General features: G+C 32.3%; 24 protein-coding genes. 11 read left to right on the forward strand and 13 right to left on the reverse strand.

What is annotated here, in order from left to right:
• Positions 1-101: 101 nt before the first annotated feature.
• The 5 genes from ACFS3A_RS01025 to ACFS3A_RS01045 all read left to right on the forward strand — a co-directional run bounded on the left by ACFS3A_RS01025 (position 102) and on the right by ACFS3A_RS01045 (position 3,878).
• Positions 102-560 (forward strand): Lrp/AsnC family transcriptional regulator, encoded by a 459-nt coding sequence (locus ACFS3A_RS01025; protein WP_012024199.1) that lies wholly within the window; start codon positions 102-104, stop codon positions 558-560.
• A 324-nt stretch (positions 561-884) separates the two neighbouring features.
• Positions 885-1,130 (forward strand): hypothetical protein, encoded by a 246-nt coding sequence (locus ACFS3A_RS01030; protein ID WP_379823344.1) that lies wholly within the window; start codon positions 885-887, stop codon positions 1,128-1,130.
• Positions 1,120-1,413 (forward strand): type II toxin-antitoxin system RelE/ParE family toxin, encoded by a 294-nt coding sequence (locus ACFS3A_RS01035; RefSeq protein ID WP_379823346.1) that lies wholly within the window; start codon positions 1,120-1,122, stop codon positions 1,411-1,413. Before ACFS3A_RS01030 ends, ACFS3A_RS01035 begins: the two co-directional genes overlap by 11 nt.
• Positions 1,414-1,777: 364 nt before the next feature.
• Positions 1,778-3,181 carry a dihydrolipoyl dehydrogenase gene (gene lpdA, locus ACFS3A_RS01040; RefSeq protein WP_379823348.1) on the forward strand — a complete coding sequence of 468 codons (1,404 nt, stop codon included), beginning with the start codon at positions 1,778-1,780 and terminating at the stop codon, positions 3,179-3,181.
• 154 nt (positions 3,182-3,335) lie between these two features.
• A complete protein-coding gene (locus tag ACFS3A_RS01045) occupies positions 3,336-3,878 on the forward strand; it encodes a lipocalin family protein (RefSeq protein WP_379823349.1) in 543 nt (180 codons plus the stop codon).
• Positions 3,879-3,939: 61 nt separating this feature from the next.
• Here the strand turns inward: ACFS3A_RS01045 and ACFS3A_RS01050 are convergent, their stop codons facing one another.
• Both ACFS3A_RS01050 and ACFS3A_RS01055 read right to left on the reverse strand, forming a co-directional pair.
• Positions 3,940-4,314 (reverse strand): DoxX family membrane protein, encoded by a 375-nt coding sequence (locus ACFS3A_RS01050; protein ID WP_379823351.1) that lies wholly within the window; start codon positions 4,312-4,314, stop codon positions 3,940-3,942.
• Between the two features lie 243 nt (positions 4,315-4,557).
• Positions 4,558-5,766 (reverse strand): vWA domain-containing protein, encoded by a 1,209-nt coding sequence (locus tag ACFS3A_RS01055; RefSeq protein ID WP_379823352.1) that lies wholly within the window; start codon positions 5,764-5,766, stop codon positions 4,558-4,560.
• Positions 5,767-5,905: 139 nt separating this feature from the next.
• Here ACFS3A_RS01055 and ACFS3A_RS01060 point away from each other — a divergent pair, with 139 nt between their 5' ends.
• The 3 genes from ACFS3A_RS01060 to ACFS3A_RS01070 all read left to right on the forward strand — a co-directional run bounded on the left by ACFS3A_RS01060 (position 5,906) and on the right by ACFS3A_RS01070 (position 10,709).
• Positions 5,906-7,192 carry an anthranilate synthase component I family protein gene (locus ACFS3A_RS01060; RefSeq protein WP_379823353.1) on the forward strand — a complete coding sequence of 429 codons (1,287 nt, stop codon included), beginning with the start codon at positions 5,906-5,908 and terminating at the stop codon, positions 7,190-7,192.
• A gap of 116 nt (positions 7,193-7,308) precedes the next feature.
• Positions 7,309-8,619, forward strand: a complete 1,311-nt coding sequence (gene tilS, locus ACFS3A_RS01065) for a tRNA lysidine(34) synthetase TilS (protein WP_379823355.1) — start codon at positions 7,309-7,311, stop codon at positions 8,617-8,619.
• Positions 8,619-10,709, forward strand: a complete 2,091-nt coding sequence (locus tag ACFS3A_RS01070) for a protein-disulfide reductase DsbD family protein (RefSeq protein WP_379823356.1) — start codon at positions 8,619-8,621, stop codon at positions 10,707-10,709. Before tilS ends, ACFS3A_RS01070 begins: the two co-directional genes overlap by 1 nt.
• A gap of 480 nt (positions 10,710-11,189) precedes the next feature.
• On the opposite strand, the gene ACFS3A_RS01075 is transcribed toward ACFS3A_RS01070, so the two are convergent.
• A complete protein-coding gene (locus ACFS3A_RS01075; protein ID WP_379823358.1) occupies positions 11,190-12,506 on the reverse strand; it encodes an ammonium transporter in 1,317 nt (438 codons plus the stop codon).
• A 316-nt stretch (positions 12,507-12,822) separates the two neighbouring features.
• On the opposite strand from ACFS3A_RS01075, the gene ACFS3A_RS01080 reads away from it, so the two are divergent.
• The gene (locus tag ACFS3A_RS01080) at positions 12,823-13,803 is read left to right on the forward strand and encodes a Gfo/Idh/MocA family protein (RefSeq protein WP_379823361.1); all 981 of its coding nucleotides are present in this window, start codon (positions 12,823-12,825) and stop codon (positions 13,801-13,803) included.
• 100 nt (positions 13,804-13,903) lie between these two features.
• Here the strand turns inward: ACFS3A_RS01080 and ACFS3A_RS01085 are convergent, their stop codons facing one another.
• A complete protein-coding gene (locus ACFS3A_RS01085) occupies positions 13,904-15,070 on the reverse strand; it encodes an MFS transporter (protein WP_379823362.1) in 1,167 nt (388 codons plus the stop codon).
• Between the two features lie 96 nt (positions 15,071-15,166).
• On the opposite strand from ACFS3A_RS01085, the gene ACFS3A_RS01090 reads away from it, so the two are divergent.
• Positions 15,167-15,535, forward strand: coding sequence for a winged helix-turn-helix transcriptional regulator (locus ACFS3A_RS01090; protein WP_379823363.1), 369 nt, complete (start codon positions 15,167-15,169; stop codon positions 15,533-15,535).
• A gap of 45 nt (positions 15,536-15,580) precedes the next feature.
• On the opposite strand, the gene ACFS3A_RS01095 is transcribed toward ACFS3A_RS01090, so the two are convergent.
• Complete coding sequence (locus tag ACFS3A_RS01095) at positions 15,581-16,279, reverse strand: DUF1963 domain-containing protein (protein WP_379823366.1); 699 nt, start codon at positions 16,277-16,279, stop codon at positions 15,581-15,583.
• Positions 16,280-16,431: 152 nt separating this feature from the next.
• Between ACFS3A_RS01095 and ACFS3A_RS01100 the strand changes: the two genes are divergently transcribed.
• Complete coding sequence (locus ACFS3A_RS01100) at positions 16,432-17,967, forward strand: YifB family Mg chelatase-like AAA ATPase (RefSeq protein ID WP_379823367.1); 1,536 nt, start codon at positions 16,432-16,434, stop codon at positions 17,965-17,967.
• 73 nt (positions 17,968-18,040) lie between these two features.
• On the opposite strand, the gene ACFS3A_RS01105 is transcribed toward ACFS3A_RS01100, so the two are convergent.
• The 8 genes from ACFS3A_RS01105 to ACFS3A_RS01140 form a co-directional block, all read right to left on the reverse strand.
• Positions 18,041-19,273: an outer membrane beta-barrel protein gene (locus ACFS3A_RS01105; RefSeq protein WP_379823368.1), complete on the reverse strand. Its 1,233-nt coding sequence runs from the start codon at positions 19,271-19,273 to the stop codon at positions 18,041-18,043.
• 353 nt (positions 19,274-19,626) lie between these two features.
• The gene (locus ACFS3A_RS01110; RefSeq protein ID WP_379823370.1) at positions 19,627-20,496 is read right to left on the reverse strand and encodes an alpha/beta hydrolase; all 870 of its coding nucleotides are present in this window, start codon (positions 20,494-20,496) and stop codon (positions 19,627-19,629) included.
• Between the two features lie 34 nt (positions 20,497-20,530).
• Positions 20,531-21,082: a hypothetical protein gene (locus ACFS3A_RS01115; RefSeq protein WP_379823372.1), complete on the reverse strand. Its 552-nt coding sequence runs from the start codon at positions 21,080-21,082 to the stop codon at positions 20,531-20,533.
• A 131-nt stretch (positions 21,083-21,213) separates the two neighbouring features.
• Positions 21,214-21,714: an SRPBCC family protein gene (locus tag ACFS3A_RS01120; RefSeq protein ID WP_379823373.1), complete on the reverse strand. Its 501-nt coding sequence runs from the start codon at positions 21,712-21,714 to the stop codon at positions 21,214-21,216.
• A gap of 46 nt (positions 21,715-21,760) precedes the next feature.
• Entirely contained in the window at positions 21,761-22,261 is a 501-nt protein-coding gene (locus ACFS3A_RS01125) for an SRPBCC family protein (RefSeq protein WP_379823374.1), read from the reverse strand.
• Positions 22,251-22,577 carry an ArsR/SmtB family transcription factor gene (locus tag ACFS3A_RS01130; protein ID WP_379823376.1) on the reverse strand — a complete coding sequence of 109 codons (327 nt, stop codon included), beginning with the start codon at positions 22,575-22,577 and terminating at the stop codon, positions 22,251-22,253. Before ACFS3A_RS01130 ends, ACFS3A_RS01125 begins: the two co-directional genes overlap by 11 nt.
• Positions 22,578-22,780: 203 nt before the next feature.
• Complete coding sequence (locus ACFS3A_RS01135; protein ID WP_379823377.1) at positions 22,781-24,124, reverse strand: hypothetical protein; 1,344 nt, start codon at positions 24,122-24,124, stop codon at positions 22,781-22,783.
• Positions 24,111-25,829, reverse strand: a complete 1,719-nt coding sequence (locus ACFS3A_RS01140) for an IPT/TIG domain-containing protein (protein ID WP_379823378.1) — start codon at positions 25,827-25,829, stop codon at positions 24,111-24,113. Before ACFS3A_RS01140 ends, ACFS3A_RS01135 begins: the two co-directional genes overlap by 14 nt.
• Between the last annotated feature and the right edge of the window lie 90 nt (positions 25,830-25,919).

The raw sequence follows: 25,919 nt of genomic DNA on the forward strand, positions 1-25,919 counted from the left end.
TATAATGATTTTTAATCTAAATTTGATTCTGGAATTGCAATTCACTAGATTTTCTTTCTTTTCAATAACCATCAACAATCAACCAAAAACAATCAATTATAATGACTTTAGACGCCACTGATAAAAAACTTCTGGTTTTACTTCAAACCGACAGTAAAAAAACAACCAAAGAATTATCCTTAAAACTGGATCTTTCGGTTACAGCAGTATACGAACGAATAAAAAAGTTAGAACGCGAAGGCATAATAAAAAACTATGTCGCCTTAGTCGATAAATCCAAAATCGAAAAAGGATTTGTGGTTTTTTGTCATTTAAAATTAATTCAGCACACGAAAGAATTTTTGACCAAATTCGAAAGCGAAGTCATTAAACTCAATGAAGTTTTAGAATGCCATCATGTAAGTGGCGATTATGACTATATTCTGAAAGTTTTGGTAAAAGATATGGAAGCTTACAGAGAATTTCTAGTAACCAAACTGACCTCATTACAACATATTGGAAGCACACAAAGTATGTTTATGATTAGCGAAGTGAAGAATTCGACGGTGATTTCTTTTTAGAAGGTTCAAAGGTTCAAAGGTTCAAAGGTTTCTTTTTTAATCTCGCAATCCCGATAACTATCGGGAGCAGAGTCGCAAAGTTTTAATTGAATTGCCTCCAGCTTCAGCTGGAGGTTTTATTTAGATAGAAGAGGGCTTTAGACAAATCTACAACAGTTTGGCTAAAGCCTCATGCTTGACATCGATAATCCATCCAGCTAAAGCTGGACGCTATTAATCTTTATTCTTTAAAAACTTTGTATCTTAGAGCCTTTGAGGCAGAAAACAAGTTTTAACATAATTGAATGATTATAAATCTTAAATTTGAATTTAAATAGAAACAAAATGGAAGCGAAGGAATTAAGACTTAAGCTTATAAAAGATTTTGGTAAATTCATAGATGACGATTCTAAATTAGAAATTTTGGAAAGCGTTTTCGATGCCATTAATCATGACGAAAAAGATTCAATTGTTCCTGATTCACATTATAATTTAGTTGCTGAAGAAAGAGAAAAATATCTGTCTGGAGAAATACAGGCAAGTTCGTGGGAAGAAACAGAACAGCGATTGAATGCTAAGTATGGTTTTTAAAATTAAAATTTTACCATTAGCAGAAAAAGAAATTAATGCATCTATTGAATTTTACGAAAGCAGAAGCAAAGGCTTAGGTAAACAATTTCTAACTTATTTAAGATCGTATCTCAAGGTTCTAAAAACAAACCCAGAATTATTTGAGATTAAAAAACAGCCAGGTTATAGAGAAATGACTTTGGTTAAATTTCCATTTGTTATCATTTATGAGATCATTAGAAATGAAATAGTAATTTATTCTGTATTTCATACCTCAAGAAATCCAGAAAGAAAACCTTCGTAAAGAGGGACAAAGTTACAGAGAAACAAAGGTTCAAAGGTTTTTTTTTAGAGGCGCACAGCAGTGCGTCTAGCGCCTAGTTTGTCATCCTGAGGAACGAAGGATCACACACGAAACTCTACAAAGATTGGCGATCTTGCATGCGGAGCTTCTAGTGTGATCCTTCGTTCCTCAGGATGACAAGCTTGTGGATAAACTTTGTGGCTCTGCGTCTTTGCGAAACAAAAAAACAAAAAAACTTTGTGTCTTAGAGCCTTCGTGGCAGAAACCTATCGCTTCAAATTTCACACAAAAAACATTGAAAATTAAACTTCAAACAAAACTTTATTGCTTAATTTTGTAACCGCTAAAATAAAAACAAAATACTATGAGTTCATTTGACGTAGTCATTATAGGTTCAGGTCCTGGAGGATATGTATCAGCAATTCGTTGCGCACAATTAGGTTTCAAAACTGCAATTGTAGAAAAATATAATTCATTGGGCGGAACTTGCCTTAACGTAGGTTGTATTCCTTCAAAAGCATTATTATCTTCATCTCATCACTATGCAGAAATAGCTCATTTCGCAGATCACGGAATCGAAGTTTCCGGAGATGTAAAAATCAATTTAGAGAAAATGATCGCGCGCAAACAAGCCGTTGTAGATCAAACTGTAGGTGGAATCAACTACCTAATGGATAAAAATAAAATTACTGTTTTCAATGGTTTAGGTTCTTTCGTAGACGCAACTCATATCGCTGTTGCAAAAGCTGACGGAACATCAGAAACTATCGAAGCAAAATATACTGTAATTGCTACAGGATCAAAACCATCTTCTTTGCCATTCATCAAAATTGATAAAGAAAGAATCATCACTTCTACTGAAGCCTTAGCTTTAAAAGAAGTTCCAAAACATTTAGTTATCATCGGTGGTGGAGTTATCGGAATCGAGCTTGGACAAGTTTACCTTCGTTTAGGAGCTCAGGTTTCTGTAGTGGAATTCATGGACAGAATTATTCCTGGAATGGACGGTTCTCTTTCTAAAGAATTAACTAAAGTATTGAAAAAACAAGGAATGAAATTCTACGTTTCTCATAAAGTAAAATCAGTTGAAAGAAACGGCGATGCTGTTACGGTTCAAGCTGAAAATGCAAAAGGAGAAACAATCACTCTTGAAGGAGATTATTCATTAGTTTCTGTTGGTCGTCGTCCTTACACAGACGGATTAAACGCTGACAAAGCTGGAGTAAAAATTTCAGACAGAGGACAAGTTGAAGTAAACGACCATTTACAAACTAATGTTCCAAATATCTATGCAATTGGTGACGTTGTTCGTGGAGCAATGTTAGCGCACAAAGCAGAGGAAGAAGGAACAATGGTTGCTGAAATTTTAGCTGGTCAAAAACCACATATCGATTATAACTTAATTCCTGGTGTTGTTTATACTTGGCCAGAAGTTGCTGCAGTTGGACAAACTGAAGAGCAATTGAAAGCTGCAGGAGTGAAATACAAATCAGGAAGTTTCCCATTCAAAGCGTTAGGACGTGCAAGAGCAAGTGCTGATTTAGATGGATTCGTAAAAATCTTGGCTGACGAAAAAACAGATGAGGTTTTAGGAGTTCACATGATTGGTGCTCGTACAGCAGATTTAATTGCTGAAGCGGTTACTGCAATGGAATTCAAAGCTTCTGCTGAAGATATTTCAAGAATGAGCCATGCGCACCCAACTTTCGCTGAAGCGGTAAAAGAAGCAGCCTTGGCAGCTACAGAAAATAGAGCTTTACACGTATAATCTGCGTAAATCATATTTATAAACCGTCAGAGTGATCTGGCGGTTTTTTTTATGAGATATTTTAAGCTATATATAATATAATAATCAAAAATAATTTTGTAAATTAGATGTATAATTCAAGTGGTATCTTTATGATGATTAAAAAGATATCATTATGAAAAGTAAATATATAGTTCCAGTTTTAGTTGGAGCAGGGATAGGAATAGCATTGTACTCTTGCGGTGGCGGAATTCCTAAAAACGCACAAGCTGTTACAAACTTTGACAGCTCAAAATATCTCGGAAAATGGTATGAAATTGCCAGATTAGATTACAAATGGGAAAGAGATTTGAACAATGTAACTGCCGAGTATTCATTAAATGAAGATAAAACAATAAAAGTCGATAATAAGGGCTATAATGTCAAAAAAGACAAATGGGAACAAAGTGTCGGGAAAGCTAGATTTGTCAAAAAAGACAATATTGGTATGCTGAAAGTCTCATTTTTTGGTCCTTTTTATTCTGGTTACAATGTAATTGCAGTCGATCCTGATTACAAATATGCATTGGTAGCCGGAGAAAGCTTAAAATATATGTGGATACTTTCCAGAGAATCGACAATTCCGGAAAGTATAAAAGCAGATTTTCTCATTAAAGCACAAGAAATTGGTTATAAAGTAACCGATTTGGTTTGGGTGAAACATGATAAAATGAATTAAATAAAAAAATCCGATAACTGTTAAAAGCTATCGGATTTTTATTTTTAGTTTAAAATCATTCTCATGGTGTAAAAATACTTCTGTAATTATCCCAATATCTGTATATCAGAAATACATTGCCTATAAAAAGTAAGACTGCGATCGGGAGTCCTTCAGGCGCTAAAAAATAATTGATAAAAAGGATATTGATTGTGATAGGTAAAATCAGAATATTGGCAAGAGTTACAAAACGACCGCTTACAAAGGCGAGTCCGCAAAGTAATTCTACTGATTTTGCCAAAGGCATTAAATATGTCGCAGCCATTAAACCAACATTAAAGGCTTTGAAATTTCCGGTAGTTTCCGGTTCGGGCATCAGGTGGAAAAAATAACTGATCGATGCAAAAAGCAACAAAAGACCAATTAAAACACGGACAATAATGGTGGCAATTTTCATATTACTTAGGATTTTTTAAGGTTAAAAAATATAATTAAGTTATTGGAAAAGATGCTATTTAAAGTCTCAAATTAGAATTACAAATTACTTTTTTTGTGGTCTGTTTTTGAGAATTTTACAATCAAATTAATACAATTTTAGGATTAATCTAAATGTATATCAAATATAACGAATTTTTTCTTGCTAAAATGCTGTTCTTTAACACTTTTAATTATTTTTTTAATCGTAAACTACAGCCTCTTTTTATTTAAGACTTTCGTTTATCAGCCTTTCCATTAGTTTGTTTAAATATTCGACCTGATAATCACCTACGGATGCAATTAAATGATCATTGCCAATACCGCTGTCATTTGTAATAAATACATAAGTACCATTCGTGGCAATTGCCATATAGCGCATTAAAAATTCAGTTTCTTTGTCAATACCACTTGCAGTAATAGGAATAATTTTAATTCCTTTTTTGCTTGCTGTTTCGATCAAAGTATGAATTTCAGATACAATTTGATTTTCATAATGAGGAGGAGCATCCAAAACTAAAAAAAGTATCCTGGAAGTCGCATTTTCCGACCATTGTAAAGAGTTAATTGATTTATCTAAAGCAGTTTCAACTGCTTCAGGAAAATCACCGCCGGCAGCAGCTGATTGTTCTTTTATAAATCCGATCGTAGTGTCAGCATTTGAAGAGAAATCAGAAACTTTCGTTACATATTCTTCTCCCTGATCTCTGTAAAAAACAGCGCCCATATTTATTTTTGTATTCTGGTTTTGTTGTTTTACTTTTAAGATTACATCTGATAATTCTTCTTTTAAGTATTCCAGTTCATCTCCCATTGAACCTGTTGCATCAACCATAAAAGCAATGTCGATTTTCTTTTCAGAGTCGCTTTTGTAATAATTTTTAAGAGATAAGATATTGGATTTTAATTTGCTGTATTTTTGAATATTATCAAAAACCTCATTTCCAACTTTCACTTTTAAACTTTGTAAATCAGATTTTTGAGTATTCTTTAAAAGAGGCCATAATTCAGCATTTCCTTTATTATTGGTTTTGGATGTCCAGATAATTTCATTTTGTGAATTAAGTAACGATACAGGTATGTCTACCATATTTTCTGAACCTGATTTTACATTGACAGAAATTCTGTCTCTTAGGTTATATTTCCAATACGTACTCATTTCTGAGAATTCAGAGTTTTCATTTAACGATTCCCAAAAAGACCAATTGTTTAAGTCGTTCCATTCTCCTGCCGTAATTTGACCAGCCTGAATTTGTAATTGCTGTTTTGGTCCTTCGCTTTCAGAATTAGTTGCATCTGTAGTTGCTACAGCTTCATCTCTGCTGGCAGATTCAATTTTAATATCTGCGGATGATGTGCTATCTGCTTTTTTGCAGGAGAAAAGTAAAAAAAGTGATAAAAAGCTTATGAGGCTTAATTTTATAAGTGTTTTCATAAAAGTTAAAATTGATTAAGATTTTGGTTGTTAAATGCACGTGAATTATTACAAAATCGATACAATAAAAAGCGTGCCAATAATTTTAAACATTAGTTTTTTTTTGTTGTAATTTTGTAACTTAAAAAAATATTCATTTTTGAGAGTTTCTATTACCAAGCCTATTTCAAATCCTGAGCAGTTTAAAGAACAGCTTTTAAATTGGGCACAACAGTTTCGGGAAATTGTTTTTTTAGACAGTAATTCGTATCCACAGCAATATTCCAGTTTTGATTGTTTATTGGCAATTGATGCTTTTACGTCTTTAAAGACCGATTATTATAATGCCTTTGAAGATTTAAAACAGTATCAGCAAAATACAAAAGACTGGCTTTTTGGATATCTTTCTTATGATCTTAAAAATGACATCGAAAATCTTCATTCTAATAATTTTGACGGATTAGATTTTCCGGATTTATTTTTCTTTCAGCCTAAAAAGATTTTTATTTTGAAAGGAAATGAGCTTGAAATTCAATATTTAATGCTTTGTGACGATGAATTGGAAGAGGATTTTGAAGAAATAGTTCAAAGTCCAAATTCTAAATTCCAAAGTTTGGAGTCTTTAGAAATTAAACAACGCATTTCTAAAGATTTATATATTGAGAAAGTAAATAAAATGCTGGAACATATCCATATTGGAGATATGTACGAAGCTAATTTCTGTATGGAATTTTATGCCGAAAATGTGGTTATAAATCCGTTAGAAAAATTTCAAAAACTAAATGAAATTTCGAAGGCTCCTTTTTCTGTTTTCTTTAAAAACTACAAGCAATATCTGCTTTCTGCTTCGCCGGAACGTTATTTAAAGAGAGTCGGAGAAAAAATTATTTCGCAGCCAATTAAAGGGACTTCGAAGCGTTTTTCAGATTTGGAAGAAGATGAAAAATCGAAATCAATTTTGGTCTCAGACGAAAAAGAGCGTGCCGAAAATATTATGATAACCGATTTAGTTCGAAATGATTTATCGCATACAGCTCAAAAAGGATCGGTTGAGGTTGAAGAGCTTTGCGGTATTTATTCGTTTTTACAAGTGCATCAAATGATTTCTACAGTAACTTCAAAATTAGATGCACAATATTCGGCTGTAGATGCTTTGAAAACAACTTTTCCGATGGGAAGTATGACTGGCGCTCCTAAAATTTCGGTAATGCAAATTGTAGAAAATCTGGAAGAAACTAAAAGAGGTTTATATAGTGGTGCGGTAGGATATTTTACACCAGAAGGTGATTTTGATTTTAATGTCGTTATTAGAAGTATTTTATACAATCAGGAAAATAAATATATTTCATTTTCAGTTGGAAGTGCTATAACATCACTTTCAGTTCCAGAAAAAGAATATGAAGAATGTCTCTTAAAAGCGAAAGCAATGCATGAAGTTTTGAGGTAATTTTTTTGCCACGAATTCACGATTTTTTTCAAAATAATTCGTGAATTCGTGGCGAAAAAACCTCGCTTAACATTTCATTTAAAAATAGATCGAATTTAATTTTTTACTTTTATCAGATGTTTTCAAAATTTCAAAATCATATCGCTTCTAGATTTCCTTTTTTAGCAGAAAAAAAACTCTTTCTGGCTGTAAGCGGTGGACTGGATAGTATGGTTTTACTGCATTTGATGGCCAAACTTCCTTATGAAATTGCTGTTTTGCATTGCAATTTCCAACTTCGAGGATTAGAAAGTTTTGGAGATCAGGAATTTATTCAAAAGTATTGTGAGCAAAATAATATCCCAATTTTCACCACTCATTTTGATACGGAAGCTTTTGCTAAAGATTATAAATTATCGACGCAGGTTGCTGCAAGGGAACTTCGTTATAGCTGGTTTTATGAATTATTAGAAGAAGAAAACTTCGATTATATTTTAACCGCCCATCACGCCGATGACAACCTGGAAACTTTTATTATCAATTTGACACGTGGAACCGGTTTAGAAGGTTTGACAGGAATTCCGGAGCAAAACGATAAAATTATTCGTCCGCTTCTGCCTTTTTCAAGAGAGGAAATTTTGAAATATGCTGAGGAAAATAATATCAAATGGCGTGAAGACAGCAGTAATGCTTCAAATAAATATTTGCGAAATAAAATTCGTCATGATTTAGTTCCGATTTTAAAAGAAATCAATCCTAATTTTTTGACCGCTTTTGAGAAAACGCAATCTTTTCTAAAAGAATCAAAAGAAATGGTTGAAGATGCTTCAATTATGGTCTATCAACAAGTGGCAAAAGAAGCAGGAGAAGATATTCATTTTGATTTAAATCAATTGAAAAAACTTCCAAATTATAAATCTTATCTCTATCAATGGCTCAATGAATTTGGATTTTCTGCCTGGAACGATATTTATGATTTAGTGGAAGGGCAGTCGGGCAAGCAAATTTTTTCTTCGGAATTCAGGTTGCTTAAAAATCGGGAAATGCTGATTTTGAGCCCGTTTTCTGAAATATCAGAAAAGGATGAATATGAAATTAGTGAAAACGATGCAGAAGTTAATTTTCCCTTAAAAATGTCTCTTTGTAACGTTAGTCACATAACATTAGATTCAAATAAAGCTATATTTGTCGATGCCGATAAAATCGGTTTTCCGTTAGTATTGCGAAAATGGAGAGAAGGCGATGTCTTTCAGCCTTTTGGAATGAATGGAAAATCGAAAAAAGTCAGCAAACTTTTTAAAGATGAAAAGCTATCATTGATTGAAAAAGAGAAAACCTGGCTTTTATGTTATAATGACCAAATAATCTGGGTTGTTGGAATGAGACAGGACGAACGATTTAAAATAAAGAAAACCACAAATAATATACTAAAAATAGAATTGCAATAATGAACTTTACTCAAACTCTAAAGGACAATCAGTTTAAAAACGTTTGGACTAAAACTATTTTACTTTTCTTGTTTTTCTTTGCTTTTGCAAAAGGTAACGCGCAAATATTAGAACCGGTAAAATGGACTTCTAAAATTGAAAAGAAAGGAAATAATGCTGTATTAATTTTCGATGCAGTTATCGAAAAAGACTGGCATATGTATTCGCAGTTTACTCCTGAAGGCGGGCCTCTTGCTTTGGAAATTACTTTTAAAAACCAAAAAGGAAATTACGAATTAGTTGGCAAAGCCAAAGAAGGAAAAACAAAAACTTCTTTCAATGATGTATTTGGTGTAGATGAAACTTATTTTGAAGGAAAAGCTCATGTAGAGCAGGAAATAAAAATCATTAACCCAAACTTAAAAACGGTAGATGTAGATTTTGATTTTCAGGTTTGTAAAGAAGTTTGTATCAATTCGAGTAAGAAATTCTCTATTGCGATTCCATCGACTTTTAAAATAGAGGAAATACCGGTTGTAAAAGAAGATAAACTGGACGAAACTAAAACAGTTGGAATTGCTGTAGATACTGTAAAATCAGTAGTTGCAGAAACAGCAAAAGAAGAAGTTAAAGCGGTTAATAAAGAGGTAACTTCTCAAGAAGGAGTTCCTGCACAAGCTCCTGCAAGAAGTTTGTGGTCGATATTCTTTATTGCCTTTTTGTCCGGATTTGCTGCGTTGTTGACACCATGTGTTTTCCCAATGATTCCAATGACGGTAAGTTTCTTTACCAAACAAAGTAAAAGCAGGGCAAAAGGAATAAGAAATGCTATTATTTACGGATTTTCGATTATCGCTATTTATGTGATTTTAGGTTTAATTGTAACTAAAATTTTCGGTGCAGATGCTTTAAATGCTTTGTCTACAGATGTTTGGTTTAACTTGATTTTCTTTATTATTCTGATCATTTTCGCGACTTCATTCTTAGGAGCTTTCGAAATTATGCTTCCAAATTCATGGGCAAATAAAGCCGATCAGCAAGCGGATAAAGGTGGAATAATCGGAATATTGTTTATGGCTTTGGCTTTAGCAATTGTGTCTTTTTCTTGTACAGGACCTATTGTTGGAACTCTATTGGTTGAAGCGGCTTCAAACGGAGGAATTGCTCCGGTTGTCGGAATGTTAGGATTCTCTTCTGCATTAGCACTTCCATTTATGTTGTTTGCCATGTTCCCGGGCTGGTTAAATTCGTTGCCAAAATCCGGAGGATGGTTGAATACGGTAAAAGTGGTTTTAGGATTTTTAGAATTGGCTTTGGCTTTCAAATTCTTATCAAATGCTGATTTGGTTTTACAATTGCATTTCTTAGAAAGAGAAGTTTTTATCGCGATCTGGATTGCTATTTTTGGAGCATTGACTTTATATTTATTCGGAAAAATTACGTTGCCTCATGATAGTCCGATGCAGCATATCTCAGTTGGAAGATTATATTTAGGTTTACTGACTTTTGTATTTACTATGTATTTAATTCCAGGACTTTGGGGAGCGCCATTAAAATTAATTAGTGCTTTTCCGCCACCGCCGCAATATAGTGAGAGTCCGTTTGGAGTTGGAGGATCAGGTCATGCAGCAGTAAATACGGATCCAAAGGGTTTGCCTGCTGGAGCAGAATTAGGGCCACACGGAATTATGGTTTTCCATGATTATGAAGATGGTTTAGCTTATGCAAAAGAAATTAATAAACCAATCATGCTTGATTTTACAGGTTATGCTTGTGTAAATTGCAGAAAGATGGAAAACAATGTTTGGTCAGAACCAGAGGTTTTACCAATTCTAAAAAATAATGTTGTCTTGATTTCACTTTATGTTGATGATAAACGTGAACTTCCAAAAGAAGAACAATTCACCACAGCTGCAGGAGATAAAATTATTACTGCAGGAGATAAATGGACAGATTTTATGATCTCTAAATATAAAACGAATACACAGCCTTTGTATGTGATTACAGATTTAGAAGGAAATAATTTAAATAATACTAAACCAACAATCAGCTACGTTAGTACAGAAGAATATTTACAATGGCTGAAAGAAGGAATTTCTAATTTCAAATAAGATTTTTAGAATTAAGAATTAAGAATTAAGAATTATTAGCTTTAAAAACTTTATTCTAACAAATTAATTTTTCTTTGGGGGTTAAAATTAATTCAAATAAGAAGGTTGTCTCGATTTTAGAGGCAACCTTTTTTGATGTAATTGGCTTCTGTTTTTATTGCGAACTATTTACAGTGTGAGTCAATTCCGAGGAATGTTTCATTGGTAAAAAGTTCAAGTAAAAAAGACTGTCTCGATTTTTGAGACAGTCTTTTTTTATGTAATTGTTTTTTTTGCTTTTAGGTAAAAACTATTACACCGACTTACCATTGTAGAAATGTTTCATCGATAGAAATGTTTTATCAGTCGGATATTTTATTTGCAAAATGTTTTGTTTGTGAAATTTTTCATAGGTGGAATTTCATTAGCTTGCATCAAAAAAAGCGCCCTAATTGCTTAGGACGCTTTTTTATTTATCAAGCGAAAGTGAAAATTAATATCTTATAAGAATTCCCCGTGTTGAGAGATATCTAATCCTAATTCTTCTTTTTCTTCAGTAACTCTTAGAGGTGTAATTTTATTTACAACAAAGAATAAAACATAAGAAGCAACAAAAGCAAAGATTGACACTGCAACAAGAGCGGTTAATTGGTTAAGGAATAAAGTTGGAGTTCCGAAGATTAAACCTTGATTGTCTCCAACAGCCGGGTTTATAGCTTTTGAAGCAAAAACTCCAGTTAATAACATACCTACCATACCACCAACACCGTGACAAGCAAATACATCTAAAGCATCATCAATTTTTCCTTTAGGAAATTTACTTACTACAAGGTTACTTACAATTGCAGAGAATAAACCAATAAAGATTGCGTGAGAGATACTTACGAAACCAGCAGCAGGAGTAATAGCAACAAGACCTACAACCGCTCCGATACAAGCTCCAAGCGCAGATAATTTGTGACCTAAAATTTTATCAAGGAAAACCCATGCCATTGCAGCAGCAGCAGCAGCTACAGTAGTTGTTCCAAGAGCCTGAGCGGCAAGTCCGTTAGCTCCTAATGCAGATCCGGCGTTGAAACCAAACCATCCGAACCAAAGTAAACCAGTTCCTAATAATACGTAAGTAATTCTGGCAGGGTTAACTTTTTGAACTTTTCTTTTTCCTAAGAAGATCGCTCCAGCCAATGCAGCCCATCCTGCACTCATGTGTACTACAGTTCCCCCGGCGAAGTCAAGAACTCCCATTTTGAAGAAAATCCCATCAGGATGCCAAGTCATGTGAGCAAGCGGTGTATAGATGAATAAGATGAATAAAACCATGAACAGTAAATAAGCCCAGAAACGTACACGTTCTGCAAAAGCACCTGTAATTAATGCAGGAGTAATGATAGCGAATTTTGCCTGAAATAATGCGAATAATATAAAAGGAATAGTTGGTGCTAAGCTCCATGCTGTATTTGTTCCAACTCCTTCAAAGAATAAATTATAAGATGGATTTCCAATAATTCCTCCAATGGTTGGTCCAAAAGCTAATCCAAACGCAACAACTGTCCATAGTATAGTAACAATTACCATTGCCATGAAACTTTGAAGCATAGTACTAATTACGTTTTTCTTACCTACCATTCCTCCATAGAAAAATCCTAAACCAGGAGTCATTAACAATACAAATGCAGTTGCAACGATCATCCAGGCAGTATCTCCTGTATCAAACTTAACAGCTTCGGCAGGGATTGGGTTGTCTGCAATGATAAAGTTTGAAATAAAGGTTAGTACCAAAATCGTGATAAGAATCACACTTAAAATAATTTTTCGCATAGTTATTTAGTTTTAAAATTTTTTATAAAAGTATAAAATGATTTAATACCCCCTAAAAAAATAGGGTTCAATGTTTAATTTTTGTTAAATTTAAAATTTGACCCCTTAAATTTTGCGTGAATTTGTTAAAAAGGACTTAAAATTTGTAATTCAGCAACATTTTTTTTCTCCTTAATAAGACTTTTGATAATTTTTGGGTTAATTGATTGTTACTTTTTGCGATATATTGGATATTTGTTGGGTAAAAACGTATCGTATTTTTAATTGGTAATGTTTTTTTAATGTTTTTAACAATTTTAATGATTAAAATATAAGAATGGAAAAAAGAAAAATTAAATGGGGAATTATTGGTTTGGGAAATATTGCAAGCCAGTTTGCTTCTGACTTACTAGTACTGCAAGATGCAGAACTTACAGCCGTTGCTTCTAGAGATTTTTCAAAAGGACAGCAATTTGCAGAAAAGTTTAATGCTTTCAAAGTATATGATTCTTATGATTTGATTTTTGCAGATCTGGAAGTTGAAATCATTTATATTGCCACACCTCATAATTCTCATGCTGAATTATCAATTAAAGCTTTAGAAAATGGCAAACATGTTTTATGTGAAAAACCAATGGCTTTATCTTATCAAGATGCAGTGAGAATAGTTGAAGCTTCTAAAAAGCACAATAGATTTTTTATGGAAGCATTTTGGACGCGTTTTATTCCTTCAATTCAAGATGTTTTACAAAAAGTGAATAAGGGAGTAATTGGAGACGTAAATTATATAAATGCCGATTTTGCTTTTTATGGAAGTGAAACCGAAAACAAAAGACTTTTTGATAAAAAACTTGGTGGTGGCGCTTTATTTGATATTGGAGTTTATCCTTTATTTCTCTCTTATATACTTTTAGGTAATCCTAAAGAGATACTTGCCAAAGCAGTAATGCATAAAAATGAAGTTGATTTACAGACTTCCATTATTTTACAATATGAAAGTGCCCAGGCAGTTTTACATGCTTCTATAGTTTCAGATTCTGATATGAAAGCGTCTATAAGTGGAACGGAAGGAAGAATTCATTTAAATTCTCCTTGGTATATAGCGGATGGATATTCTTTGTTTGAAAATGGAGCAAAAGAGGCTGTTTTCAGTCTGTCCTATTTAGGAAAAGGATATGCACATGAAGCGATTGAATGTCATGATTGTATTCGAAATAATCAAATAGAAAGCGAGCTTTGGTCGCACCAGAATAGTTTGGATTTGAGTAAGATTGTGGAGGAGATAAAAACACAAATTAAGTTGTCGTTTTTATTTTAAAAGCAAAAGATTATTCCCAATCTTGAAGACTGAGAATAATCAAATGAACACAACTTTTTTCAGTTTTCCAGTGATAAAATTTTAGCATACATTATTTAAATTAAGGACAACTTTGGATTGTTGTAAGAGCATTACGTTCCAGAAAACTTCTTAATGCAATCATCAAAAGTGCCAATGCGCCAAAAACAACTCCTAACCAAGGATTATATTCTACGCCTTTTGTAACGATTATCCAGCCTCCTAAAGTTGTACCTAATGTTACGCCCAAATTTCCAAAAGAAGTAGCGAGACTGTTAGCAAACTCTAAACTATCTGGTACAGAAGAAATCATATAAGTTGAAGCATTTAAGAAGCTCGGAGAATATAGAAATCCCCAAATTCCAATTACAATAATGGTAGCCACATTATTTCCATCAGAAAAATATAATAAGACAGGAATTAAAATAGTTCCTGAAAGAAAAAACGCCGTAGTTTTTGCAATATTTCTATTCAGCATTTTACCGGCAATCCAATTGGCGAAAACTCCAATAATACCAAATAAAAACAGCATATAACTTACCATTGTAATGTCCATACCTTTAGCTTTATTTAGGTATTCTGCAAAATAACTATAGGTTGAAAACCAAGCAGTAATCATAAAAAAATTCATTGCCGTACTAATGATGAAAGTAGGCTGTGTTAAGATTTTCAACTGACTTCCATACGATTTTTTTTCTTTTACAGGCATTGAAGGTAGTACAAAGTAAATTCCTGCAAGAGCTATAATACTCACAATTGACTGTACCATAAACGAATATTCCCAAGACCATAATCCTGCCAGCCAAGTGGCAAAAGGAACTGTGGTTACCATAGCAATAGCTACACCACTAAATACAATACTCATCAGTTCGTTTTCTCTTTTTTTATCTGACTGTGAAACTGCTACAGCCAAAGCCGTTGCAATATAAACAGGCTGTAAAAATGCGGGCAAAATCCGAATGAGCATTAATAACCAAAAAGGAGGCGAAAAAGAAGAAACTATTCCTGTTATTAAAAAAATAAAAATTGCTGCAAGCATGACTTTTTTACGGTCAAATCGAGAGGTAACTAAAGTCATAAAAGGCCCTGTTAGTGCGATGACTAAGGCAAAGGCACTTAGTAAAGATCCAGCCTTGTCTATTGTGATTTTATAATGTTCTGCAACTTGTGGCAAGATGCCAATGATACCAAATTCTGTTGTAATGACTGCTAAAAAACCAAGACAACCAATGTATGCGTATTTTTTCATTTATATTAATTTTGTTAAACAGGGCAAAAGTATTTTTAATCTATTAATTTTGCATAGTACACATTTAAATGTATGGTACTAACAAATTTGTAAGTAATGGGAAATAGAAAAGAAAACTCGACCAATATGCTAAACGAAAAATGCATTATTGAAGGTTGTGATTTAACGTATGCCGTTTGTAAAATAGGCGGAAGATGGAAATTGTTAATACTTTGTAAACTTGAAAAAGGTAAGCTGAGATTTAGTGAAATAAGAAAACAGATTCCAAACATTACAGAAAGAATGCTGACATTGCAATTACGTGATTTAGAAAAAGAAGGGCTGTTAAAGCGAACTGTTTATGCAGAAGTGCCACCAAGAGTAGATTATGAACTAACGGAAATTGCCAATGATTTGATTCCGATATGGCGCCAGTTGGAGAATTGGGGGGCAAAACATAAAGGTTTGGTTAAACAATCCAATTAAGGAAAGTAAGACTCAAATCCAGATTGATTTACTTCAATATAAGATTTAATAAAAATCGCAATAGTAAAGCCATTCTCCTGTTTTATTATTTTTGGCAAAGTAAAAGTTTCCTCCATCTATAATGTTTAAATTCGCTTTTTCATCAGAAGAAATTTGAAACACAAATTCAAAATCTTTACCATAATAAATCCCAGATTGACAGTAACTTGCATATCCTCCAATTTTATGACCGTAACTGTTTTCAAAAAAATCATAATAAGAGCCTATCTCTTTTGAATCTTCAAGTTCATTAACTCTATTACCAATATTATCTGGTATGTTTTGATCTTCCCAAACAGGAAAATCTTCTTCGATTAGTTTACTTGATAAAGGAAAAGGTTTAATAAATGATGATTTATTTTTTAAATCTTTAAATACTATTCGATCCTTACTTTTGTACTCTCTCAAAACCCAATTATTTCCATTTTGATTTAAATCCATTGGATAATCTTCAGAAATGAAAACGGTAATGATTTTAGTCTCTTTCAAAATTTCTGGAACATAAGGAAGATTATCAAAACAAAGCTGAAATAAAGGGATCATTAGTTTTCGATTATTATCAATTGGAATCTCCTCATCTTCATTGTATAGATAAACTCTGCCAATCCAGCTTTCGCTTGTAGAATGTGTGGGTTTAAATCCTCCAGCAATAAATTCTGTTGCCTTTTTAGCTAATAGTTTTCTCGTATTATGAATATCATTCATTGTATTATTTGATTTTTTAGCGGTAGATTAAAATTTAAAAATAATTGTGGAAATTGAAATTTACCCAAATAGCAAAGTAATAAAATATTTACAAAAAATAACTTTTTTAATTCTAATTTAAATACTTTTACTTTTTTTATAAGAATTTATTTATGTTAGTGAAAGTTTACGGCAGTGCCGTTTTTGGAGTAGAAGCAACAACCATTACGATTGAAGTTCATATGGACAAAGGTATTGGTTATCATTTAGTAGGATTGCCGGACAATGCTATAAAAGAAAGCAGTTTCAGGATTGCAGCAGCACTTAAAAACAACGGTTATAGTCTACCTGGGAAAAGAATCACCATCAATATGGCTCCCGCTGATCTCAGAAAAGAAGGTTCTTCGTATGATTTAACCTTGGCAATGGGAATTCTAGTTGGTTCGGATCAAATAAAAGCGCCTGAAATTGAACGTTATATTATAATGGGGGAGCTTTCTCTTGATGGAAGTTTACAGCCTATTCGCGGGGCGCTTCCCATTGCAATTAAAGCAAAAGAAGAAGGTTATAAAGGATTTTTTCTTCCTATTCAAAATGTTAAAGAAGCGGCAATTGTGACAGGATTAGATGTTTATGGTGTTGCCAATCTTAAAGAAATAATCGATTTCTTTTCGGGCAAAGGAACTCTGGTGCCGACTGTTATTGATACAAGAGCAGAATTCTACAAAACACTGGATTTTCCTGAATTTGATTTCTCTGATGTCCGTGGACAGGAAAGCATCAAGCGGTGTATGGAAATTGCGGCTGCGGGAGGTCATAATATTATTTTAATTGGTCCGCCTGGTGCAGGAAAAACCATGCTAGCAAAACGTGTTCCGAGTATTCTGCCACCTATGACTTTGCGCGAAGCTTTGGAAACTACTAAAATTCATAGTGTTGCAGGAAAATTAAAAGAAGTTGGGTTAATGAATCAAAGGCCATTTAGGAGTCCGCATCATACTATTTCAAATGTAGCTCTGGTAGGAGGGGGGAGCTATCCACAACCAGGAGAAATTTCGATGGCGCACAATGGTGTTCTTTTTTTAGATGAACTTCCGGAATTCAAACGAGACGTTCTGGAAGTAATGCGCCAGCCGTTAGAAGACCGTGAAGTGACTATTTCTCGTGCCAAGTTTACTATAACTTATCCATCCTCTTTTATGTTGGTTGCCAGTATGAATCCAAGTCCGAGTGGTTTTTTTAATGACCCTGGTTCGCCAAATACCACTTCTCCGCACGATATGCAGCGTTATATGAGTAAAATTTCAGGACCGTTATTAGACAGAATTGATATTCATATAGAAGTTACACCTGTTCCGTTTGAAAAATTAGCCGATGACAGAAAAGCAGAAAGTAGTGTTGAGATTCGTAAACGTGTAACTGCAGCCAGAGAAATACAAACTAAGCGATTTGAAGCAGTAGAAAATGTACATTATAATGCTCAAATGAGTAGTAAACTTATACGTGAATTTTGCGGGCTTGATGAGCCTTCGAAAGAATTACTTAAAACAGCAATGGAAAGGTTAAATCTTTCGGCACGAGCTTATGACAGGATTTTAAAAGTTTCCAGAACCATCGCCGATTTAGAGCATTCAGAACATATTATTTCGCATCATATTTCAGAAGCAATTCAATATAGAAGTCTGGATCGAGAAGGATGGCTGGGTTAATTTTTTTCTTCTTGATTTATATATGCTAATTGACACTGGTATCAATTAGCATATATTATCAAGTAAAATATAATTAAAAGAAAGAATAGCCAACAATTAAAGAAGTAGTTTGATAAGAAGAACCCCAGTTTGGATTTTCGGCCAAAAGACCTCTTGGAGTTTGATATCTTACTTCTGCACTAAATTTATCTAAAAACTTAGCTCCCAGACCAAATCCAAAATTTATTCCGGATTTTACATCTAATTTATTGAGCTCACTGCCGTCATTTCTTGTAACACTAGCACTGGAATTGTTGTTAATGTCCATTACAAGGGACCCGTTAGCAAATATCTGAACGTTTTTATTAAGAAAGAAATAACGTCTAACTCCAATTGGTAATTCAATTGATTTGTAATCTACTTTACCGGTTAATGTACCACCAACAACCTGAGAGCTTTGTATTGTTTGTTCGCCTTTGTAATATTGATATGTCGGTTCTACAATAACAGACCATCTGTTTTTATTAAATGGTAAAATGAATTCAGCCTCAATTCCTAAACCAAAAGTTGATTTTCCTCCAAAATCAAAATCCAATCCTTTAAAAAGAGAATTATTCATAGAAAGAGAACTATTATTATATCTAGGTCTAAGCGTAAGATTAAATAAATCTTTTTTCTCTTTTACTTCAAGATCAACAAATTCAGAATTAGTACATTTATTATACTTTGTAAAAATACGTATTAAAGCATTTTTGGTGTAGCTTAAGCTCTCGTACTCATTTTGTTGAATATTATCGCATTTTAAATCCAGATAAAGCTGTTCTCTAAAGTAATTGTTTTTTGCAATTTGGTCCGTATCGTCATTTAAAAAGTAAGTTTTGTAAACAAGTTGTTTTATCTCCGAACTGTTTGTTTTATAAAAAAAACGTCTTACTGTTCCATCATCATACAAATACAAAGAAGCATTTCCTTCCATAAGAACCTGTAAAAACAAGTTTTCCTGACGAAAAACAGGATCTTTGCCTTTTGTCATATTTTGAAGGTTTTTTGTTGATCGGTCTATATTGACAACCGCTCTAATAAATTTATTTTGACCAGTGATGCCAAATTCTTTTACGCTTCTAATATCTGCATTAATAATTGGAGAAGTATCAGATAGGCGGTATCTGAAATTAACCGGAGTATTTTTCCAATCCATATTTTCAATCAAGCATTCTGTTTTTGGATTGTTTTCGGTAACAATGAAACCTTTTTCGAAACCGATTTGAGAGTAACTTTTAAGAGTTAGAAATAAAATTAAGGCAATAAATAAAATTTGTTTTTTCATTAAATTATTTAGGTTATAGATTTGTTTTATTTTGGTTGGCATCTAAAAGAATAGTTATTCTTTTTTTAATTGAGAGATAAAGACAAGCAGGTTTTAGGTTAAATTATTTTGATTAGTTGTTAATTTTTTTGATCCAAATATACAGTAACAATAATCTATTGTCTTTACGGGAAACCGTAATGTTGTTTGTTTTTTTTTGTTTAATATATTTAGGCTGTTGGTTTCTTTTTAAATTGTGCTTTCTTTTGTTTTATAGGTGGTTATAATTGTTTTAAAACAAAAAAATCATAAAAAAAAGAGTTTCTTTTATGATTTTTGATTAAACAAAAGAAGTTGTTTTTTAAAACATTTTTTTATTCTTTAGCCTGAGGATAAAAGAATTTAAAAGAGTTAGCAACTGCCGGATGCAGAATGGTACCATGGTTTTCTTCTGGGAAATAATCGAAATAAACTTTAATGTTTTTGCTTTTAGATGCTTTTATTTTTTCAGCCAATACATTTGCATCAACTTCCATAACTCTTGGAATTTCTGTTGGTGTTAATCCTTCTTTTCCAACGGCAATATAAATATCGATCTGTTGGTTGAAATTTTCCTTCAGTATTTCAGAGTCTAAATCAAGTAAAGAACCGTTATTCCACCACAGACTTGGGCTTACAATAACATATCTATTAAACAGGAAAGGTTTTTTAAGCAGGATTTCTGTTTCTAATAATCCGCCTAAAGATTGTCCGATAATTGTTTTAGATTCGTTGGTCTTGTATTTTTTCTCAATAAAAGGTTGCAATTCTTTTTCGATAAAAGTTATAAACTGATCTGAATGACCTGTGGTTGGAAAGCGGGTTTTATCATTTTCAATGTTTGTCGGAAATGTAAAATCTCTTCTTCTGTCTACTGTTGCAATACCCACAACAATTGATTTTGGAACCTGATTAATCCATTCAAAACTATTAAATTGGACTAATCCTGATATATGGATAAAATCCTCATCAGCAGAACCATCAAGCAAATAAATGACAGGATATTTTGTTGTTTCAGCAGGATTATAGCCTTCCGGCAAATAAATATTCAGAATTCTTTTTTCGTTTAATTCTTTGGATTGAATTTCTTCAATAACACCTAAAACAAAAGGCTTAGGAGTTTCTGTAATTTTAGTTTTACTTTTTTGACCGAACGTTAAAGTAAAAGAAAAAAATACAAAGGTTAGAGTAAAAAGTTTTTTCATTATCAAATGATGTAAAATATTAAGATTATATCAGCTATTCTTCAGGAACTTCTATACCAAAGCTATGTACAGGAAAAATTAACCATCTATCGGCCAGCTTCATTGCTTTATTAATTTTAACAAGACGTTCTTTATTATCTTCAAGTTTTAATGTAATGGTTAAGTCATAAATTTCACAATTTGCTTCCGATTTATCTTTCATGTGATGAACCTTTTTGCTTTCTATTAAATTAGACTCAACTTTAGTTATTCTTACTTTGTTCCAGTCTAACATCTTATTAAAATGATCAAGGTACTGGTTGATAGTTTTAATTTCAAACGCTTTATTTTTGTTTGATTTATCAATTATCAGTTTAAAATATTCTTCAGGAGATTTTAAATTAGCCATTTCTTCAGAACTGATTGCTGTAGTTTCAAAACCATAAATTGCCGTTTCTTCGGGTGTCATAAAAAGAGCATAGATTTTTTCTGCATCCTTATTTTTAATATTGTCTATAATTTTTTGCGAAAAACTGTCAGCAGTTTCTATATTGCTTTTGCAGGATAATAATGTTATAAGGCTGAAAAAAAGTAGAATATGTTTCATGAATTATGGTTTTAGAATATTTTAAAATTAGGATACAATAGTAAGGTTTTAATTTAAAGAAACTAATTTGTGTTTAAAAAAAAATCCTGCGTAAATGCAGGATTTGAAAAACGGTATTTTTTATTAATTTCTTAAGCTTTTTCGGCAAAAATTTCATCCAAACCTTCCATTGCAATCGTAAAGCCTTCTTTAAAGCCCATTTGAATAATTGCTTCCAAATCAGAAAGTTTATCATGTTTGATTATGATATCAACAAAAGTTGAATTTCCTTCTTCAGAAAAAGTCACATCCCAATTGGAACGTGGAAATTCTTTGTTTAGATTTCCTTCGCTGTCAGAAAAGGCGTCCAGATATTTAAAATTAGTCTTTGGACTTATAGAAGTAAAATCGGCAATTGCCCAATGTTCTTCTCCCTGAGGACCGACCATTGCATATAGTCTTCTTCCACCTTCTTTAAATTCCATACTTTTTGTTCGCGATTTCCAGGGAGCTGGTGCCCACCATTGATCTAAAATTTCAGCTTCTGTCCAGGCAGACCAAACTTTTGCCAGTGAAGCATTGAATTCTCTTTTTACATTCACCGTATTATTTTCCTTATTTACAGTAAAATTCATTAATAGATTCGATTTCATTTTCTTTAGATTTTAAATTTATTAATAGTTATTTTATGAAATTGTTTTATTTTTTTGTCTCCAGAATTTTATCCAGGGTTTGCATTGTACTTGTAATACCTTCTTTGAACCCCATTTCAATTACTTTTTCTAATTCTTCCAAACTGCCTCGCTTAATAGCAATGTCAACAATTGTAGAATCTTTGTTTTCTGAGAAAGTAATATCCCAATAAGAACTTCCTAAATTCGAATTAGGAAGACCTTCGGCATCGCAAAAGGTAGCGGAATGTTTAAAGTTTACTTTAGGAGAAATCGAAGTGTATTCAAATATACTCCAGCGTTCTTCGCCTTCAGGGCTCACCATTGCATACAATCTTTTTCCACCCACTCTAAAATCCATAAACTTTGTTTTGGATTTAAACGGAGCTGGTGCCCACCACAAATCCAGAACTGAGGCATCTGTCCAGGCAGACCAAACGTTAGATAATGATGCATTAAATTCACGTTTTATATTCACTGTTTTATTTTCCTTGTCAACGGAAAAATGCATTAAAAGATCAGCTTTCATTTTCTTTAGATTTTAAATTAAGTAATACTTGATCCAGCTGATCAAAACGCTGTTCCCAAATCTTCTTGAATTGTTCCAGCCACTGATCAACTTCTTTCATTTTATCAATTTTGAGTTGATAATAAATTTCTCTACCCGTTTTTTTTTCTTCCAGTAAATCACATTCGTTTAATATTTTAATGTGTTTCGAAACGGCTTGTCTGGTGGTTTTAAATTGTTCTGCAATCGCATTTGGCGTCAATGCGGTCGAAGAAATCAAAACTAAAATCGCTCTGCGGGTCGGATCGGCAATAGCCTGAAAAACATCTCGATTCATCTTTTAAATAAAATTACGCAACTAATTAATTGCAAATATACGCAACTTTTCGGTTGCGCATTAAAAAAAATGTTTTTTTTCTGAAAAAGATCGAAAACGAAAAAAGGCGCAATAAAAATGCACCTTTTTTTAGATTACCATGTTACATAATTATGGTATTATTTTATTTCTGATTAAAAAATCAGCAATAAAAAGGAAATTGTTTACTTAAACGTTTCAATAGCACATCTTACGTTAAAACTAAAATTATTTCCGTATCCATAGCTCCAATAAGAAACGGGCTCATAACTTCCCAAAACTTTTAGTCCTTCTGTAGTAATCATTGGAAATAATGGATATAATTTTGTGTCAATAACTTCGACAAGTTTGTAGTGTGAATTGAATTTATGAATCCTTTTTTCACCCTGTAAAGCAGCATAAATATTATTATCAGCATCATAGGCATATTGGAAATAACGTTTGCCTGTAATATCATATAATCTTATTTCAGGCTTTAATGTATTTACATCAAAGACAACACCATTGATTGAAGAAATACATTTTGATTTATCAGCATTCCATGAGAAAATATTCGCATCAATCGAATTTGGTTTTACAGAACTTGGTGTTTGATAATAATTTACAGGAGAACAGCTTGTAAAATCGGGACAATTTTCGCGAGTATATCCCAGAAAGTACATGGCACTATATTGCTCACTTTCGCAGTATAGAAATAAGGTTTTGTTATCGCCAATATACTCTATATAGTTGGCACTATTTACATAACCGCTTCTTGCGGATTTTCCTGTAGAAGAATCATAAATACACCATTGTTCATCATCCTGATAGTAAATACGATTCTCTGAAACAAAAAAAGCATTCATATTGTCTGTAACCAGAGGAAAGTAAGTGCCTAATGTTTTATAATCATCGGCATTTATCTTTAATACCTTGCCTTTTGTATTTGCAATATAAATTTCATTATTGTTTATAATATGAAATTTATGATTTATAAAGAAAGCGTCTTCAAATTTTGTTCTATGTTCGATAGTATTCTTTAAACCATTATATCTTACTAAAGAAGCATTGTTTTGTCTGTTAAGAATGTGAAAAATATTTGGTTGAAGAGGATCTTTTTGTACCTGATAAGGAGGTTCGTTGAATTTTACAATTTCACGAATAAATTTTTTTTCTTCACTTTTCATTTCTTTACGAATGGGGTCTTTTTCTCTTTCATCTCTGTAAGAAATTCGAACAGAATAAGAAACTTCGTCTTTATAAGGAACATCATTATCCACAAACGAAGTCTCATTTGAAGGAAGGTTTGCTACCAGCTTTTCCAGATAAAAGCCAGATTCGCCGTTTTTTTCTATTCTGTATATAATTAAATCGTCAATAATAACCCCTTTTGGTCTTTGAAGTTCCCAGTCAAGTTTTACTTCGCTGTAAGAAGTTTTAAAATTAGTAATTGTTATTTCTAATGGCTTATGAGATTCTTCATCAGCAGAACATCCCAAAATAAGTAAACTTAAGAGAATAAATGTTGTATATTTTTTAAAGTATTCCATTAAAAAAATCTTTTTTTAGTTTTTGAGTATAGGTAGTATTTTGATAATATACAGACCAGCTATTTTTTAGATAATATATTTGATTATTTAAAGTGAAAAAATTACTGGTATATCCAAACAATCCATAAACATCTAAAGTTTTGTATTGATTTGTTTCAATATTAAAAAGTAACTGATTATAATTTACATTTTGACCAATAATAGTATTTCCATATTCAAGATACAAGCGATATGGATATTCCGTAACATTAAGATTTGGATTAATTTTATAAGTTTTATAATTCAGCCCATATGAAATGTAAATGTTATCTCCGTTAAATAGATATTTACATTTTCCTGAACCTTCTTTACTGGTTAGCGGAAGAGTTGAAAATGAGGAACCTGGTAATGTCGTCCAGGTGCCTGTAGTTTTTGAATATTTGTATTTCTGATCACGAACCGAAACTTTTCCATCGACATTGTTTAAACCATTTATCATATAAAGATTGTCACGATAAGCAAATAATGTTGGACCAAAAATTTTATTACTAGGAAGATCTATTTCAGATTCTCTAAATGTATTTAAATCTAATTTACTCATAGTAAATGACTGATTAGCAACAGACATTTTGTACAGATAAAGCGTGTCGTCATTATCAAATACAGCATCTACAATATTACCTGAGTATTTAAAAGAGGTTAATTTGGTCCACTTTTCTGTTACTGGCGAAAATTCAAGTAAAGAATAACTACGGGTAAAAACGTCATTAGAATTGATAACTACAGAACTGAGTACATACGCTTTATTGTTATGGGTAAAAATCTCGTGTTCAATATTTGAATCATCAATATGATCAACCAGAATAAAATCATTTGCGATTTTGAGATTTGTCTCATAACTTGTTGTTAATCCTGCAGTTTTATAAGTAATATTATTGATTGCAAAATTCTTATACGGTCCGGGAGGTACTGTAATTTCAACCTTTCCGTTTGAAAAGTTAAAATAAGCCGGGATATCATTAATAAGTATTTCGCCATATTTACTATCCGGATTAAAGTTTTCAACATCAATATATAGATATTGTTGTAACCATATTTCACTTTGCTGAATATTCTTAATAATAGGTTTTTTTAATACCAAAGAAACTGATGAAGTAGTTTCCTGAAGTTGAGACTTCACTTTTATTTTTAAATCGGATGAAATGATTTGCGACGGAATTTGTACTTCTATTTTGTTATAGTCACTATTCAGGACTATGGCTTTTTCATCGTTTACAAGTACAGATACAAGATCTTTATTGGAATCAAAATTTTCACCGTAAATAGTTAGGGTTTCATTAAATGTAATAGCATCACTATTGTATTTGGAAATGATCGGTTTCTTTAATAAAAATGTTTTTTCGAGTATTGTTTTGTTTTCATTTAAGTCAATAATCTTTAATGTTGGATTACTTCTTTTAAGAGTAGGAGGAACAATAACAATAATCTCATCCTCTGAAAAAGATTGTATATAGGCCTTTTCCAAATCGAAAAAAATCTGTACTTTGTCTACTTCAAAATTTTCGATTTTTATTGATATAGGTTTTCCTAATAAACCTGTTTCTTCAAAACTTACAAGTGTAGGAGGAGTGTATTGCGAATGATCTTCTGAATTGCTGCAGGAATTTACAACAATAGTTAATGATCCAAGTAAAACAATAAAAAGTTTTTTGGCAATCTTCATCATTAGGAATTAAGTTACGGTAAAGCAGTGCGAAAATAGTATATTCCTATATAAATGTTAAAATTTATATGAAATAAATACTAAAAAATTAAG

This window comes from Flavobacterium notoginsengisoli, from assembly GCF_042686225.1.
Taxonomy (GTDB): domain Bacteria; phylum Bacteroidota; class Bacteroidia; order Flavobacteriales; family Flavobacteriaceae; genus Flavobacterium; species Flavobacterium notoginsengisoli.